Raw genomic sequence first — 14,919 nt, forward strand, 5'->3', positions numbered from 1 at the left:
AGAAGCCCCGCCGGTGGTGTGACCCCACACTCCGGGGCACAGTCTCCCGGGTGAGGCGTCAGCCGTCGGGGACGTCAGTCGTCGAGAACGGACGAGGCGACCAGCTCCTCCAGATAGCGGGCATCCCACCAGGAGATCTGGAGCTGCTTGGCCCGCCGGAAGTAGAGCTGGACGTCGTACTCGAGCGTGAAGCCCACGCCTCCGAAGACCTGCTGGGCCATGGCTGTGACGTCGCGGAAGGTCTTCGTGGCCAAGAGCTTCGCCATGGGAGCGAGGCGGGCGATCGAGCGCCCCTCGGAACGGGCCCAGGCCGCCTCGTACACGAGGGTCCGACCGCCATCGACGGTCGTGGCCGCGTCGGCGAGGTAGTGGGCGATCGCCTGGAACGCCCCCAGAGGCTTGTCGAACTGGTGGCGGTCCTTGGCGTACTGGACGGTCATGTCGAGGGCTGCCTCCGCCCCGCCGATGGCCTGGGCGGCGAGCAGCACGATGCCGTCGTGCATGACGGTGTCCCATGTCGCCCACCCGGAACCGCCGGCTCCCACCCGGTCGGCCGTGGGAACGCGCACGTCCTCGAAAGTGACGCTGTACTGCGTGTCGGAGGCGACGGTCATCTGCTGCTCGAGGGTCACGCCGGGCGTCTTCGGGTCGACGAGGAACAGGTCGACATCGGTGTCGTCCCCACCGGTTCTCGCGAGGACCAGGAGCCGGTCGGCCGAGGAGGCGAACGGCACGTGGAGCTTGCTGCCCTCCAGCACGACGTCGTCGCCGTCGACCGTCGCCTCGAGGTGGACGCCCCGCAGCCCGAATCCGCTCTCGGGCTCGAGCCACGCCGTCGTGAGAACGGCATCACCGGAGGCGATGCGGGGGAGCCACTCCTTCTTCTGGTCGTCGGAGCCCGCCGCGGCGAGCACGCCGCCGGACATCACGGAGCTGACGAAGTGCGGGCTGGGCGTGAGGGCACGGCCGAACTGCTCGTAGACGATGGCGGCCTCGAGCAGCGACTGTCCCGACCCCCCGTACTCCTCGGGGAGCGTGAGACCGAGCAGGTCGAGCGCGCCCAGCTGCTTCCACAGCTCGGCGGGGTACCCGGTGGGGTCGTCCTCGAGCTCGCGCACGACGTCGAGCGAGGCGTACTGCTCGCACAGGCCGGCGACGGCCTCGGCCAGCATCTCCTGTTCATCGGTGAAGTCCAGGTCCATCAGGGTGTCCAGTCGTCGTCGTGTCGGTTCCAGGGGTTGTCGTCGGCGTCCACGGGTAGGGCGATCCGTGCGTTGCACTCGGACACGGTGTCGTCGCCGACCGTGAGGGTGACGGTGATGTCGGCCCATCCGCAGCCGGTGTCGTCGGTACTCACGTCGTCGACCGTCCCGGAGAACGTCATCGTGTCGTCGGGGAAGACCGACGCCTTGATACGGAACCTCATGCGCCCGAGGCGACCGTGCGGGCCCGACCAGTCGGTGAGGTAGCGCTCGAAGTAGGTGGCCTGGTGCGGCGCGTTCATGAAGATGTCTCGTGTGCCGTTGCGCTCCTGGGCGAAGGTTCGGTCGTGGTGCATCGGCCGCCAGTCGCGACTGGCCAGCGCACCGAGAACGATCGTGGTCGTCGTGACGTCGACGTCGAGACGGTCGATCACCTCTCCGGGGACGACATCGCCGAGCAGGCGTACCGGGACGGTCATGGTTCCCTCCGGTATCCGAAGCCGGTCCACGTCTCGGTGCCCACGTGGGCACCGTCCTGGTTCGTGTACTCCACGTCGATGACCCAGAACCGGCCGGTGCCGAGCTTCGTGGTCTTCTCGTCGCTGAGGGAGCGGAGGAACTGCCGCGTCGTGAGCCGGTCGCCGGGGCGGACGGGTTCGCCGAAGACCACCTCGTTGCCGGTCATGACCGCCTCGGGCAGTCCGAGCCTCTCCTTGAGGTCGAAGTGGACCCGGAGGGGAAGACCCGGCTCGTCACGGTACGGCGACCAGTGGTGCGGCCGGAACCAGACCGAGATCATGCTCGGAGGGGCGACCGGCCCACCCGTGATCTCCGCGGCAACGTCGTCGTCCCAGAAGAGCGGATTGCCGTTCTCGGCTGCCGAGCAGCTCGTGAAGATGTAGCCCCGCTCGACGTCGAACTCGCCTTCCTCCTCGTACTGAGGCTGATCGATGAGCTCGCACACCGCGTCGAGCGCGCTCGTGTCGGAACTGCCGGTCACGCCACGACTCCTTCCGTGCGAAGGCGCTGGATGTCGGCGGCGGCCATCCCGGCGCGGGCCAGCAGCGCGTCGGTGGCGGTGGCGTCGGGATCGGGTAGGGAGCCCGACGGCGCCGGCTCCCCCGCCAGGACCGTTCCGACCTGTCGGAACTCGCCGTGCCCGGGTAGCGCTGCCGTCACGAACGCGCCACGTGCGGCGTACTGGGCGTCCGCGGCCACCTCAGCGACGGTCTGAACCGGAGCGACACATGTGTCGGCCTCGGCGAGGTCCTCGACCCACTCGTCGCGGCTCCTCCGGGCGAAGGCGTCGCGGAACGCCGCGCGGATCTCGTCCTGGTGCTCGTCGTCGGTCTGGTGCGCCGTCCACCGCTCGAGGTCGAGGAGCCGGCAGAGGTTGGCGAAGAAGGCGGGCTCGATCGCGCCCACGGCGATGAAGCGGCCGTCGGCGCACGCGTAGGTGTCGTAGCAGGCGTAGCGGCCGGTGAGGATGTCGTGGCCGGGACCGGGCTCGACGCCGGTGGCGAGGTACTCGTCGACGGCCAGGGCCATGAGCCCGAGCATGCCGTCGGCGACCGAGCAGTCGAGGTACGCGCCGGTGCCGGCGTGCTCGCGCCCGACGAGCGCGGCGAGGACCGCCAGCGCGGCGTGCATGCCCCCACCGGCGCCGTCGGCGACCGTGGCCCCGGGCAGCGGCGGCGTGCCGTCGGCGCCCGGCCCCGAGCACGCCAGGTAGCCCGACACGGCGAGGTAGTTGATGTCGTGTCCCGCCCACGTGGAGCGCGGGCCGCTCTGGCCGTAGCCGCTGGTGGAGCAGTAGACGATCCCGGGGTTCACGGCCGCCACGTCGTCGTATCCGACACCGAGACGATCGACCACGCCGGGGCGGAAGCTCTCGATCACGACGTCGGCGTACTCCGCCAGAGCGAGGAAGGTGCCCGGACCGCTGTCGGCCTTGAGGTCGAGCTGCATGCGCTGCATGCCACGGTGGGCTCCGTACGCAAAGTAGGGCGGGCGGATCACGACGCCGCCGTCCTTGGGCACGGGCCCGAGTTTCACGACCTCGGCGCCGTAGTCGGCGAGGATGCGGGCACAGCGTGCCGCGGGCCCGACGGTCGAGAAGTCGAGAACGGTGCAACCGTTGAGCGGTCCGGCAGCATCGGCGTCTGGAGGTGTCACGTCAGAAGTTCTTCGGAAGACCGAGCTTGCGGCGGGCGATGATGTTCTTCTGGATCTCCGAGGCCCCGCCGCCGATCGTGTCGATCACCGTGTAGCGGTAGGTCGACTCGGCACGACCCTCCATGGGGGCCGTGGTCGTCTTCACCCGCAACTGCGATCCCGGGCCGGCGATGTCCATCGACGCGTCGGCGAGGCGCTTGGAGAGCTCCGTGGCGAAGAGCTTGTACTCCGAGGCCTCCGACGTCGGCGGCGCACCGCCCTTCATCGACGCGGCCACGACGCGCAGGCCCAGGACGCGGGCGGCCTCGGCGTCGGTGACGAGCTGCGCGATGCGTTGACGAATGACCGGGTCGTCCTTGAGGGGCTCACCGTCGCGCACCGTCGTCTTCACGTACTCGCACAGGAGATCGAGGCGCTGCTTGATCGGTGAGAAGGTGAACATCGTGAAGCGCTCGAGGTCGAGAGCCTCGGATATGTACTGGAAGCCCTTGTTGACCTCTCCGACGAGGTAGTCGTCGCTCACGTAGACGTCGTCGAAGAACACGTCGTTGGTGCGCTCGTCGCCCATGGTCCAGATGGCGTTGATCGTGAGACCCGGGTCGTCGAGCGGCACGAGGAAAAGGCTGATGCCGTGGTGCTTCGGGGCGTCGGGGTCGGTGCGCGCCCCGACCCAGTACCACTCGGCGAAGTGCGCAGACGTTGTCCAGGTCTTCTGGCCGTTGAGGCGCCACCCGTCGCCGTCGCGTGTGGCCTTGAGCTTCATCGCCGCCGCGTCGGAGCCGGCGTCGGGCTCGCTGTAGCCGACGGCGAACTCCACCTCGTTGCGCAGGATCTTGGGGAGGAACTCGGCCTTGAGTCGGTCGTTACCGTGGCGGATGAGGGTCTTTCCGATGATGCCGACCCCCTTGCCGATCTGGGGACCACCCCGGCCGGCCAGGGCCTCGTTGAGGAGATACTCGTAGACCCCTTCGCCGTTGGTTCCGCCGTACTCCTCGGGCCAGGTCATGCCCAGCCACCCCTTGTCGGAGAGCTTGCGCATGAAGGCCCGGCGTTTCGGCGTGTCGACGATCTGGGCCATGTTCTCCCGGGTCAGGTCGAAAACCTCGGGGTCGTCGTGGGCGTCGAGGAACGCCTCGACCTCCTCGGCGAAGGCCACCTGATCGTCGCTGAACTCGAAGTCCATCCCTGTCCTCCCGGGACGCCGGGCGGGAGGTGGGCCGGAGTGCCCGTCCCCGCCGGTGACGCCGCCGGAGCCTATATCTGACGGGTCGTCAGATACGATTCCGCCATGCGCATCGGTGACGTCGCCCACCCCGAGCGCGCCGGGTCGGGCAAGCCCCTCGACGGGGTCCGCGTCCTCGCCGCCGAGCAGATGCAGGCCCTGCCGTACGCCACGCAGCTCATGGCACATCTCGGCGCCGACGTCGTCAAGGTCGAGCATCCCGTCCACGGTGAGTCGGGCCGTGGGGCCACGCCGTCGCTCACCGACGTCGACGGGCGCGAGGTGGGCGCCACCTTCCTGCGCAACAACCTCGGCAAGCGCAGCATCGGGCTCGACCTCAAGACCGAGGAGGGCGTCGAGTTGTTCCGACGGCTCGTCCCCCACTTCGACGTCGTGTGCGAGAACTTCAAGGCAGGCACGATGGAGCGGCTCGGCCTGGGACACGGGGCGCTCCTCGAGATCGACCCGAGCATCATCGTGGTGTCGGTCACCGGCTTCGGCGTCCGCGACGACTCCCCTTACCGTTCGTGGCCCGCCTACGCCCCGATCCCCGAGGCGATGGCCGGCTTCTACGAGATGAACCGCGCGGCCGACGAGCCGCCCGAGCCCCTCGTGGCCGGAGCGCTCGGCGACATCGGCAGTGCCCTCGTGGCGGTGATCGGCACGCTGGCGGCGCTGCGCCACCGCGACCGCACGGGTGAGGGCCAGCACGTCGACGTGGCGATGTTCGACACGATGGTGGCGATGGCCGACCTCGTGCCGTTCATGTGGTCGATGGGCGCCGCGCCGTTCCGCCAGGGCGGGGGCGGCCAGGGGATCATCGCCGGATACCGGGCGTCCGACGGTTGGTTCGTCCTCGAGGTCGTTCGGGAGCACCAGTTCGATCGCCTGGCCGAGGTGATCGGGAAGCCCGAGTGGCGCGACGACCTGCGTTTCGCCACACGGCAGGGCTGGGACGACCACGGCGACGAGATCCGGTCCGCTGTCGAGTCCTGGGCGTCCGGTCGCACGAAGCAGGAGGCCTGCTTCGAGTTGTGCGCCGCCGGCGTGGCGGCCGGGCCCAGCAACACCGCCGCCGACGTGGCCGCCGACCCGCACGTGGCGACGCGCAACATGATCCTCGAGGTCGACCGGCCCGACAGCGACGACCCGATGCTCGTGGTCGGCAACCCTGTGAAGATGTCGAACGTCGCCGAGGGACCGCTGCGACGGTTCCCGAGCCTCGGCGAGCACACCTACGAGGTGCTGGACGACATGCTGGGCCTCACCGACAGCGACCTCGACACACTCGCCGAACGTGGCGTGATCTCACCAGCGATGGCCACAGCCGTCGAAGGACGGAACTGATGCGAGGAATCATCGGCTACGGAACCCACGTGCCCTACCACCGACTCCAGCGCAGCGCCGTGTCGGAGGTGTTCGGCGGCGCACCCGGGAAGGGCACCCGGGCCGTGGCCTCCTACGACGAGGACACCACCTCGATGGGCGTAGAGGCCGGGCGACGTGCCCTGCGTGATGCACCCGACGTCCGGCCGGATGCCGTGTGGTTCGCCACCTCGGCGCCTGCGTACCTCGACAAGACCAACGCCACGGCGATCCACGCGGCCCTGCGACTCGACACCGACGCCGACGCCCTCGACATGGCCGGGGCCGTGCGCTCGGGCGTCGGCGCCCTGCGGGTGGCGCTGCGCAGCGACGAGCCGACACTCGTCGTCTCGTCCGACATCCGAACCGGCCTGCCGACCTCCGCCGACGAGGCCGGCGGTGGGGCGACGGCGCGCCGGCCTGCTCGTGGGCGATGACAGCCAGGCGCCGGTCCTCGCCGAGTTCCTGGGTGGGGCGTCGGCGACGGAGGAGTTCCTCGACCGCTGGCGCCTCCCGGGCGAGGAGCGCTCGCAGGTGTGGGAGGAGCGCTTCGTCGAGACGATGTACGTGCCCCTGGGCGAGCGTGCGTGGAACGACGCTCTGAAGTCGGCGGCGCTCGACGCCGGTGACCTCGACCGAATCGTCGCCACCGGCACACACGCACGAGCCGTCAAGGGCCTCACACGGAGGCTCGGCGCCGCGAAGGAGGCCTACGTCGACGACCTGTCGGCCACGGTCGGCAACACCGGGACGGCACACCCGGGCCTGCTCCTGGCCTCCGTGCTCGACGACGCCTCGCCCGGCCAGACGATCGCAGTCATCGTACTCGCCGACGGCGCGGAGGTGCTCGTGTTCCGCACGACCGACGCCGTCGCGGAGCACCGCGTGAGCGTGCCGGTCGTCGATCAGATCGCCACCGGCGACGACGGTCTCCCCTACGGGAAGTTCCTTCGTTGGCGTGAGATGGTCACCGTCGAGCCACCGCGTCGCCCGCCACCGACGCGCACCGCGGCGCCTCCGTCAGTGCGCTCCGAGGACTGGAAGTTCGCCTTCGTCGGGTCGCGCGACCGCTCCAGTGGCGCGCTCCACCTCCCCCCGCAGCGCGTCTCGTGGCAGGGGGGTGCAGTCGACGACATGGATCCGGCGCCGATGGCCGACGTGCCGGCGACCGTCGTGACGTTCACCGTCGACCGGATGGTCTACTCCCCCAGCCCCCCGGTCGTGTTCGCCGTACTCGACTTCGACGGGGGCGGTCGGCTGCCGTGCGAGCTCACCGACGTCGAGGCCGACGACGTGGCGATCGGTGACCGCGTGGAGATGACGTTCCGGCGGCTCTACACGGCTGAAGGGGTCCACAACTATTTCTGGAAGGCGCGTCCGATCCGGACGCCGGAGGGTTGAGCAATGGGTTCACACGGGATCAAGGACCAGGTGGCGATCGTCGGGATGGGCTGCACCCGTTTCGGTGAGGCGTGGGACAAGAGCGCCGACGACCTCATGATCGACGCCGCCGACGAGACGTTCGAGTCAGCCGGGATCACCAAGCAGGACGTCGACGCCTACTGGCTCGGCACCGCCATGTCAGGTATGAGCGGGATGACGCTCGCCCGACCGCTGCAGGTGACCGGCAAGCCCGTCACCCACGTGGAGAACTTCTGCGCCACCGGCTCGGAGGCACTGCGCAACGCCGCCTACGCCGTTGCATCCGGTGCCTACGACACGGCCATGGCGCTGGGGGTCGAGAAGGTCAAGGACTCCGGCTACCAGGGCCTCAACGGGATCGCCCCACCGTCCGACGGCACGGGGCGCACCCTCACGGCCGCGGCGATGTTCAGCCTCGTGGCGCCCGCCTACGCCGAGCGCTACGGCGTCGCCGAGGAGGAGGTGGCCGAGGTCCTCACCCGGATCGCCTGGAAGAACCACTACAACGGCGCCCGCAACCCGCGGGCGCAGTTCCGCCGCGAGATGAGCAAGGAGGCCATCGCCGCGTCGCCGCGGGTGGCGGGTGGGCTCGGCGTGTTCGACTGCGCCGGTGTCGCCGACGGCGCGGCCGCCGCCATCGTGTGCCGGGCCGAGGACGCCCACCGGTACTGCGACAACCCGCTCTACATCAAGGCCCTGTCGTTCGTGGCCGGCACCGGGGCGGGCTCGCTCGACCCCGACTACGACTACACGACGTTCCCCGAGGTCGCCGCCACCGCCGCAGACGCCTACGCGCAGGCGGGCGTGGAGGATCCCCGCGCCGAGATCGCCATGGCGGAGGTGCACGACTGCTTCACGCCCACCGAGATGGTCCTCATGGAGGATCTGGGCTTCGCCGAGCGGGGAACCGCTTGGAAGGAGATCCTCGCCGGCACCTACGACCTCGACGGCGAATTGCCCGTCAACCCCGACGGAGGCCTGAAGAGCTTCGGGCACCCGATCGGCGCGTCGGGCCTGCGGATGATGTTCGAGTGCTGGCTCCAGTTGCGCGGCGAGGCGCCCGAGGAGCGCCAGATCAGCACCGACCGCACGATCGGGCTCACCCACAACCTCGGCGGCTACCCCGGCGAGATGGTCTCGTTCGTCTCCCTCGTCAGCACCACCCAGGACTGACCCGACCGCCCACCCCACCAGGTTGGTGCGATCGTGGTCGAATAGCGACAGGAATCGCACCATCTCGGCGGGGGTCGGGGGTGTCAGGGGGCGGGCGTGACCTCGACGGGGACAGCGTTGAGGGCGGCGTTGCCCGAGAGCACGTCGTAGACGCTGTCGTCGGTGAGGGCGTTCAGGTTGACACCCGCGTGCTCGGCCGCCACCGACATCCGGGTTCCGGGAACGTTGTGACCCCAACCGTGCGGCAGTGACACGACACCCTCCATGATGTCGTCGGTCACCTCGACGGGAGCCGTCACCTCGCCGACACGCGATGCGACAACGGCCGTTCCGCCGTCGTCGAGGCCGAGACGCGAGGCGTCGGCCGGATTGACCTGGAGGGTACAGCGGTCGCGGCCCTTCACGAGCACCTTCACGTTGTGCATCCAGGAGTTGTTGGAGCGCAGCTGCCGTCGGCCGACGAGGCGCAGGCTCCCGTTGGTGTCCTTCTCCAACGACGAGCGGAGGCGCTCCAGATCGGTGATCACGGGATCGGGCGCCAGCTCGATCTTGCCCGACGCGGTGCGAATGGCCGCGGGCATCTGCTCGACCATCGGGCCGCCGTCGATTCCGTGCGGGCGCCCCTTCAGTCGCTCGAGTGTGAGCCCGTCGGCGTCGGCGCCGAAGCCGTCGCCGAACCGACCGGTCCGGATCCGGAAGTCGACCACGCGCTCCACCGGCGGCAGCGGCTCGAGTGCCGCGAGGATCTCCTTCTTGTCACGCCCGAACACGGGGCTGTCCTCCTTGCGCAGCTCCCGGTCGACGTAGAAGGACAGCACCTGGTCGTGGACCGTCGCGGTGTCATCGTCGGCGCCCGTACCGGAGAGGACGAGCACGAGGCGGGCGAGGATCTCGCTCTCGTCGAGCCCGTCGTGGTCCAGCACCTGTGGGGAGTACTGCGCGACGGCCCGCACGGCGTTCCTCGAGAACGTGAAGTCGTAGTGGCTGCGCTCGAGCGCCGACGGTGGTGGGAGGATCACGTCGGCGTGGCGGGTCGTCTCGTTCAGGTAGGGATCCACGGCGACGTAGAACTCGAGGGAGTCGAACGCCGCGTCGAGGCGCGGACTGTTGGGGTAGGAGCGCACGGGATTACCCGCCACGCTGATCACGGCGCGGATCTGGCCCTCGCCGGGTGTCTCGATCTCGTCGGCGAGGGTGATCCCCGGCAGCTCTCCCCGTACCTCGGGCAGACCCCTCACGCGGCTCGCCCACCGGCCCGGAGCAAAACCGCGACCCCCGGGTTCACCTGTCGCGAGGCGCTCGTGGACAGCACCCGCGAACATGATCCCGCCCGGCCTGTCGACGTTGCCCGTCAGCACGTTGCACACATCGGCGGCCCAGGAGGCGATCGCGCCGAACTCCACCGTGTGGTTTCCCATTCGCCCGTAGACGGCAGCCGACGGCGCGGCAGCCACCTCGCGGGCGAGTCGTCGGATCGTTGCGGCGGTGACACTGGTAGCGGCCGCCACCCTCTCCGGCGTGAAGTGGTCGAGAGCGGATCGGACGTCCTCCACCCCGGCCACGTGTGGCTCCAGGCGGCCGACATCGACGAGGTCCTCGTCGAAGAGCGTGTGTGCGAGCGCGCACAGCAGCAGGGCGTCGGTTCCCGGGACGATCTGCACGTGCTCGTCGGCGTGCCGAGCGGTCTTCGAGCGCCGAGGGTCGACGACGACGACCTTCCCGCCACGTTCGCGGATCCCCTCCAGGCGCCCCGGGAAGTCGGGAGCCGTGCACAAGCTCCCGTTCGACTCGTAAGGGTCGGCGCCCAGCATCAGAAGGTGGTCGGTACGGTCGAGATCGGGCAACGGAAACGCCAGGGGGTCGCCCCACATGAGGCCGGCGGTCACGTGCTTGGGCATCTGGTCGACCGTCGACGCCGAGAACACGTTCGTGGAGCCCCCGGCGAAGACCAACGGGATGATGAAGAGTTGGCCCGCCATCGTGTGGACGTTGGGGTTCCCCAGGTAGAGGCCGAGAGCCTGGCGGCCGTGCTCGTCGAGAATCGGTGGGAGCCGACGGTCGATCTCGGCGAACACCTCGTCCCAGGACACGTCCCGCCACGCGTCACCGTCGCGGACCACCGGGGACCGCAGCCGGTCGGGATCCTCGTGCAGCTGCTTGAGCGTCGATCCCTTCGGGCAGATGTACCCACGGGAGAAGACGTGCTCGCGGTCGCCCCGGATGCGCACGACCTCGTCGCCGTCGGTCGTGACCTCGAGGCCGCAGGTCGCCTCGCACAACGGACAGGTGATGTAGGTCGTGTCCACGACGCCCTCCCGGATCGTCACGCGACGCTAGCGGTCGCCGGGGCCGAGCGCATCGCCGACGACACCGACCGCGCCACGACCCGGACGCGACGAAGCCGCCGAACCCGGGTGGGCCGGCGGCTCCGAAGGGTGTTCGGTCCTCTTAGATGACTCGAACGTTCTGCGCTTCCTCACCCTTACGGCCGGGAGCCACGTCGAACTCGACCTTCTGGCCCTCGTCGAGGGTCTTGAAACCCTCACCCTGGATGTTGGAGAAGTGCACGAACACATCATCGCCGTCTTCACGGGAGATGAATCCGTAGCCCTTGTCGTCGTTGAAGAATTTCACTGTTCCTGTTGCCACTTCGTTTCTTTCTCTCATGCGAGGAATCCGAACGACACCCTCGTCAGCCCCAACGCTAGACGCTCCGGGTGACCCCCGGCGCAAGCGGCCGGGAATCGCCGCTGGTTCCCCGGGGGCCCGCTCCCGGCAAGGGTCGCGGGCGGCGACGGTGCCGGCTACCCGTCGAGGTAGCCCTCGGATCGAAGCCACTCCTCGGTGCGGCGCATCCCCTCGACGAGGCCGACCTCCGGCTCCCAGGCCAGGACTCGACGCGCCTTGTCGACCGAGACGTCGCCCGTCCCCGCCAGCATCCTCATTGTCGACGCGTTCGCCTCACTCGGGCGCCCGAACATCCGCAGGACACGACCCGACACCTCGGCCACGGCCACCGCGACCGGCGTGGGTGCGGTCCTCGGGCCGTCGATCCCGAGCATCCGGCAGTAGTGGCCGAAGAACTCGCGCGTCTCGACCGCCTCACCGCTCGTGACGTTGAACACCTGCCCGGACGCATCGTCCGACGTCGCGGCGCGCACGGCGGCCTCGACGAGGTCGTCGACGTAGATCGGTACGAACGTGCCGCGACCGCGGGCGGGGAGAACGACGAGGCCCGCGCGCAGCATCTCGACGGGCAGGATCGTCCAGGGCCGCGATCGTGGGCCGTACACGTCGCCGGGCCGCAGGATCGTGACGGTCACCCGGCCCTCGGCGTGCGCCTGGAGGGCGACCTGCTCGGCGGCGATCTTGGTGTCACCGTAGATGCCGCCGGTGGGCCGGACGGGTCGATGCTCGTCGACGTTGCCGTCGCGGTGGTGCGAGTAGACGGCCAGCGACGAGAAGACGACGACGCGATCGACGTTTCCGGCCTCGGCCGCGTCGATGACGTGGCGTGTCCCACAGACGTTGACCGCCCAGGCCCGGTCGCGAGGCACCACGTTCGATACGAGCGCCGCCGTGTGGACGATGACGTCGGCCCCGGAGACCGCCTCCTGCCACGCGCCGGGTCGGCTGATGTCACCCGCCACGACTCCGCGCTCGGGATCCGCCGCGAGATCGACGCCTGCCACGTCCCACCCGTCGTGTCCGAACCGCTCTGTCACGGCGCGTCCGATGAAGCCGTCCGCCCCTGTCAGGAAGACCCGACCGGCGCTCACCGCGCCGAAGCACCGGGCGTGGTGGCGTCTCCACCGCCGCGTGTCACGAGCGAGCGTTCCTGCAGTTCGCGGTTGCGGCGCGCACGTCGCTCGATGAACGGGAGGAGACGGAACGCCAGGCGCGGGACGAGACCGAGAAGCGGCACCGTGGCCGATCGGGTGCGCGGTACCGACGCCACGATGCGGTTCGACGCGAGCAGCCGCATTCCGGCCGCGGCCACCTCGTCGGGCTCGAGGAGTCGCTTGCCGGTGAACGACATGAGCTGCTCGGGCTTCGTGGGATCCACCATCGGCGTCCTGATCCCGTCGGGTAGCAGGCACTGAACCGACACACCGGATGAGCGGACCTCCGCCGACGTCGCCACGCTGAAGGCACGCACACCGTGCTTCGTGGCGGAGTACACACCGAGATGCGGCGTCGGCGCCCACCCCGACAGCGACGCGATGTTGAGGATGCTTCCACGGCTGGCTGCGGTCATCGGGCCGAGTGCCGCACGGGTGCCGTTGATCACGCCCATCAGGTTCACATCGACCAGACGTCGCACGTACTCGTCGCTGTGGTCGAGAAGGTCGCCCGCCCCTGTGATCCCCGCGTTGTTGACCCACACGGCGGGCCGGACCTCGTCGGCCAGGGCGCGACACGCCTCCGCGTCGGTGACGTCGAGGACCCGGTCGCTACCCGTGATGTCGACGGGAACGACGTCGTAGCCTGCGGACCGGAGTTCTGCGACGAACGCGCGGCCGAGGCCCCCGGCACCTCCCGTGACGACCGCGACGTCTTCTGCCATCGGCCCGGTGGGGTCAGGTGGTCGTCGCCGAGTACATCCCCACGAAGTCGTCGAGGCCCGGCGGGTTGATGTTCTCGCGGTCGTTCACGACGACCTGCACCACCGACGGCCTCCCGGCGGTGAGCGCCCGGTCCAACGCGGACCGGAGATCGGACGGGTCGTCGACGAACTCGGCATGGCACCCGAGCGCCTCGGCGACCCGGTCGTAGCGCACCTCGGAGTGCTTCACCCCCACGGTGGTGTTGGCCGTCTTCTGCATGTAGACCTCTTCCATGCCCCACGCGTAGTCGCAGTTGATGACGGCCACGACGTCGATCTCCTCGCGCGCTGCCGTTTCGAGTTCCTGGATGTTGAAACCGAAGGCGCCGTCACCCGACAACAGCACACTGGGGCGATCGGGGTTGGCGATCTTTGCACCCATCGCATACGGCAGACCCGTTCCGAGGTGGCCGTAGTGACCGGTCCACAGCAGGGAGCGTGGGCGGTTCACGGTCAGTGCCATGTGGACCCACAGGCCCGTGTTGCCGCCGTCGATGCTCACCATCGCGTCGTCGGGAAGCGCACGTGCCGCCTCGACCATCAGTCGCCCGGGGTGGACAGGGCTCATGTCGATCTCGAGGTAGGAGTCCTGGAGCCCCCGGCGGAAGTCCTGGTACTCCCGGGCGTAGGTGCTCGCGGCCTCGCTCGGGGCCCGGGAATCGCCGCGGCCTTCGAGCTCGTCGGCCAGTGCCTGGAGGCCGGCGCGGGCGTCACCGACGAGGGCGATGTCGACGTCGCGGTTCACCCCGATGTTCACGGGGTCGGCATCCAGATGAATCACCTTCTGCGTGTCGGGGCCCGCCCACCCGGGTGGCATGAGAAACTGGGTCGACTCCCCGAGTTGGGTGCCGACAGCGAGGATCACGTCGGACTCGAGGTGTGCGGGTGTTCCCCAGGGGAAGATCATCCCGACCGACTGTGGATGGTCCTCGGGGAACGCGCCGCGGGCTCCGGCCGTGGTCATCACCGACGCGCCGGTCCGCTCGGCCACCTCGCGTAGCGCGTCTGCTGCGTCGCCCCGGTGGACGCCGTGACCCGCCAGGACGAGTGGGCGGTCGGCGCCCACCAGCAGGTCGGCGGCGGCAGAGACCATGGCAGCGTCAGGGGTGCCGGGAGCGAAGAGGGCGCGCTGCGGATCGTGGATCGTGATGTCGGCCTCGTCGACCGGTTCGAGCAGAACATCGCTCGGCAGGTCGAGATACGACGGCCCGGGGCGCCCGTCACGGGCATGGCGGACCGCCTCGGCCACGAACTCGGGTATCCGCCTCGCGCTGTCGACGCCGCCGGCGAACTTCGTGACCGGTCGCACGACCTCCAGTTGGGGGCCGAACTGGAACCGACCGCGGCGTACGGCGTTGATGGACTGACGGACCCGCTGGGTGCCGAGAGCCAGGAGCGGGACGCCTTCCATCCACGCACACATGAGCCCGGGAACCATGTTGGCGACGCCGGGACCGGCGGCGCCGGCGACGGCCGCGATGCGCCCGGAGCTCCGCGCGTACGCGTCGGCCATGTGCACCGCCGCACTCTCGTGGCGCGGCCCGACGTGACGCATACCCGCTGCCTCGGCGCCCGCCAGCATCGGGCTCTGGCCGATGTCGGAGATCGAGAAGATCGTGTCGATGCCGTGCGCACGCAACGAACGCACCAGCACCTCACCACCGACAATCCGAGCCATCCTCAACCTCCGATTCCCGGCTGGGCGGATCGTAGACGCGTCGACGCACTGCGTGCCACGACACACCGCCACCTCA

Annotated in this window: 14 protein-coding genes; 4 read left to right on the top strand and 10 right to left on the bottom strand. The window is 69.7% G+C overall.

Translation table 11 applies throughout. The features are described from left to right. Positions 1 to 74: 74 nt before the first annotated feature. Genes R3A49_07595 through R3A49_07615 form a run of 5 tightly spaced genes read right to left on the bottom strand, consistent with a single transcriptional unit; the run spans position 75 to position 4,560 of the window. Positions 75 to 1,202: an acyl-CoA dehydrogenase family protein gene (locus R3A49_07595; GenBank protein MEZ5170593.1), complete on the bottom strand. Its 1,128-nt coding sequence runs from the start codon at positions 1,200 to 1,202 to the stop codon at positions 75 to 77. Then, on the bottom strand, positions 1,202 to 1,681 hold the full coding sequence (locus R3A49_07600; protein MEZ5170594.1) for a MaoC/PaaZ C-terminal domain-containing protein: 480 nt from the start codon (positions 1,679 to 1,681) through the stop codon (positions 1,202 to 1,204). The genes R3A49_07595 and R3A49_07600 overlap by 1 nt, the downstream gene beginning before the upstream one ends. Then, positions 1,678 to 2,202: a MaoC family dehydratase N-terminal domain-containing protein gene (locus R3A49_07605; protein MEZ5170595.1), complete on the bottom strand. Its 525-nt coding sequence runs from the start codon at positions 2,200 to 2,202 to the stop codon at positions 1,678 to 1,680. Before R3A49_07605 ends, R3A49_07600 begins: the two co-directional genes overlap by 4 nt. Next, complete coding sequence (locus R3A49_07610; GenBank protein ID MEZ5170596.1) at positions 2,199 to 3,377, bottom strand: CaiB/BaiF CoA-transferase family protein; 1,179 nt, start codon at positions 3,375 to 3,377, stop codon at positions 2,199 to 2,201. Before R3A49_07610 ends, R3A49_07605 begins: the two co-directional genes overlap by 4 nt. Before the next feature lies 1 nt (position 3,378). Further along, positions 3,379 to 4,560, bottom strand: coding sequence for an acyl-CoA dehydrogenase family protein (locus R3A49_07615; protein MEZ5170597.1), 1,182 nt, complete (start codon positions 4,558 to 4,560; stop codon positions 3,379 to 3,381). A gap of 105 nt (positions 4,561 to 4,665) precedes the next feature. Here R3A49_07615 and R3A49_07620 point away from each other — a divergent pair, with 105 nt between their 5' ends. The 4 genes from R3A49_07620 to R3A49_07635 are packed head-to-tail and all read left to right on the top strand — an operon-like array spanning position 4,666 to position 8,559. Continuing rightward, the gene (locus tag R3A49_07620; protein MEZ5170598.1) at positions 4,666 to 5,946 is read left to right on the top strand and encodes a CoA transferase; all 1,281 of its coding nucleotides are present in this window, start codon (positions 4,666 to 4,668) and stop codon (positions 5,944 to 5,946) included. Further along, a complete protein-coding gene (locus R3A49_07625; GenBank protein ID MEZ5170599.1) occupies positions 5,946 to 6,401 on the top strand; it encodes a hypothetical protein in 456 nt (151 codons plus the stop codon). Before R3A49_07620 ends, R3A49_07625 begins: the two co-directional genes overlap by 1 nt. After that, positions 6,364 to 7,365 carry an OB-fold domain-containing protein gene (locus R3A49_07630; GenBank protein ID MEZ5170600.1) on the top strand — a complete coding sequence of 334 codons (1,002 nt, stop codon included), beginning with the start codon at positions 6,364 to 6,366 and terminating at the stop codon, positions 7,363 to 7,365. The genes R3A49_07625 and R3A49_07630 overlap by 38 nt, the downstream gene beginning before the upstream one ends. Positions 7,366 to 7,368: 3 nt before the next feature. Continuing rightward, entirely contained in the window at positions 7,369 to 8,559 is a 1,191-nt protein-coding gene (locus R3A49_07635; protein ID MEZ5170601.1) for an acetyl-CoA acetyltransferase, read from the top strand. 83 nt (positions 8,560 to 8,642) lie between these two features. Here R3A49_07635 and R3A49_07640 read toward each other — a convergent pair whose 3' ends face one another. From R3A49_07640 to R3A49_07660, 5 genes are all read right to left on the bottom strand, one after another. Then, entirely contained in the window at positions 8,643 to 10,886 is a 2,244-nt protein-coding gene (locus tag R3A49_07640) for a molybdopterin oxidoreductase family protein (GenBank protein ID MEZ5170602.1), read from the bottom strand. 121 nt (positions 10,887 to 11,007) lie between these two features. After that, the gene (locus tag R3A49_07645) at positions 11,008 to 11,226 is read right to left on the bottom strand and encodes a cold-shock protein (protein MEZ5170603.1); all 219 of its coding nucleotides are present in this window, start codon (positions 11,224 to 11,226) and stop codon (positions 11,008 to 11,010) included. 137 nt (positions 11,227 to 11,363) lie between these two features. After that, entirely contained in the window at positions 11,364 to 12,338 is a 975-nt protein-coding gene (locus R3A49_07650) for an NAD(P)-dependent oxidoreductase (GenBank protein ID MEZ5170604.1), read from the bottom strand. Continuing rightward, positions 12,335 to 13,126: an SDR family oxidoreductase gene (locus R3A49_07655; protein ID MEZ5170605.1), complete on the bottom strand. Its 792-nt coding sequence runs from the start codon at positions 13,124 to 13,126 to the stop codon at positions 12,335 to 12,337. Before R3A49_07655 ends, R3A49_07650 begins: the two co-directional genes overlap by 4 nt. 13 nt (positions 13,127 to 13,139) lie before the next feature. Then, a complete protein-coding gene (locus R3A49_07660) occupies positions 13,140 to 14,843 on the bottom strand; it encodes a thiamine pyrophosphate-binding protein (GenBank protein ID MEZ5170606.1) in 1,704 nt (567 codons plus the stop codon). Positions 14,844 to 14,919 lie beyond the last annotated feature (76 nt).

This window comes from Acidimicrobiia bacterium (assembly GCA_041394025.1).
GTDB lineage: Bacteria > Actinomycetota > Acidimicrobiia > IMCC26256 > JAOSJL01 > JAOSJL01.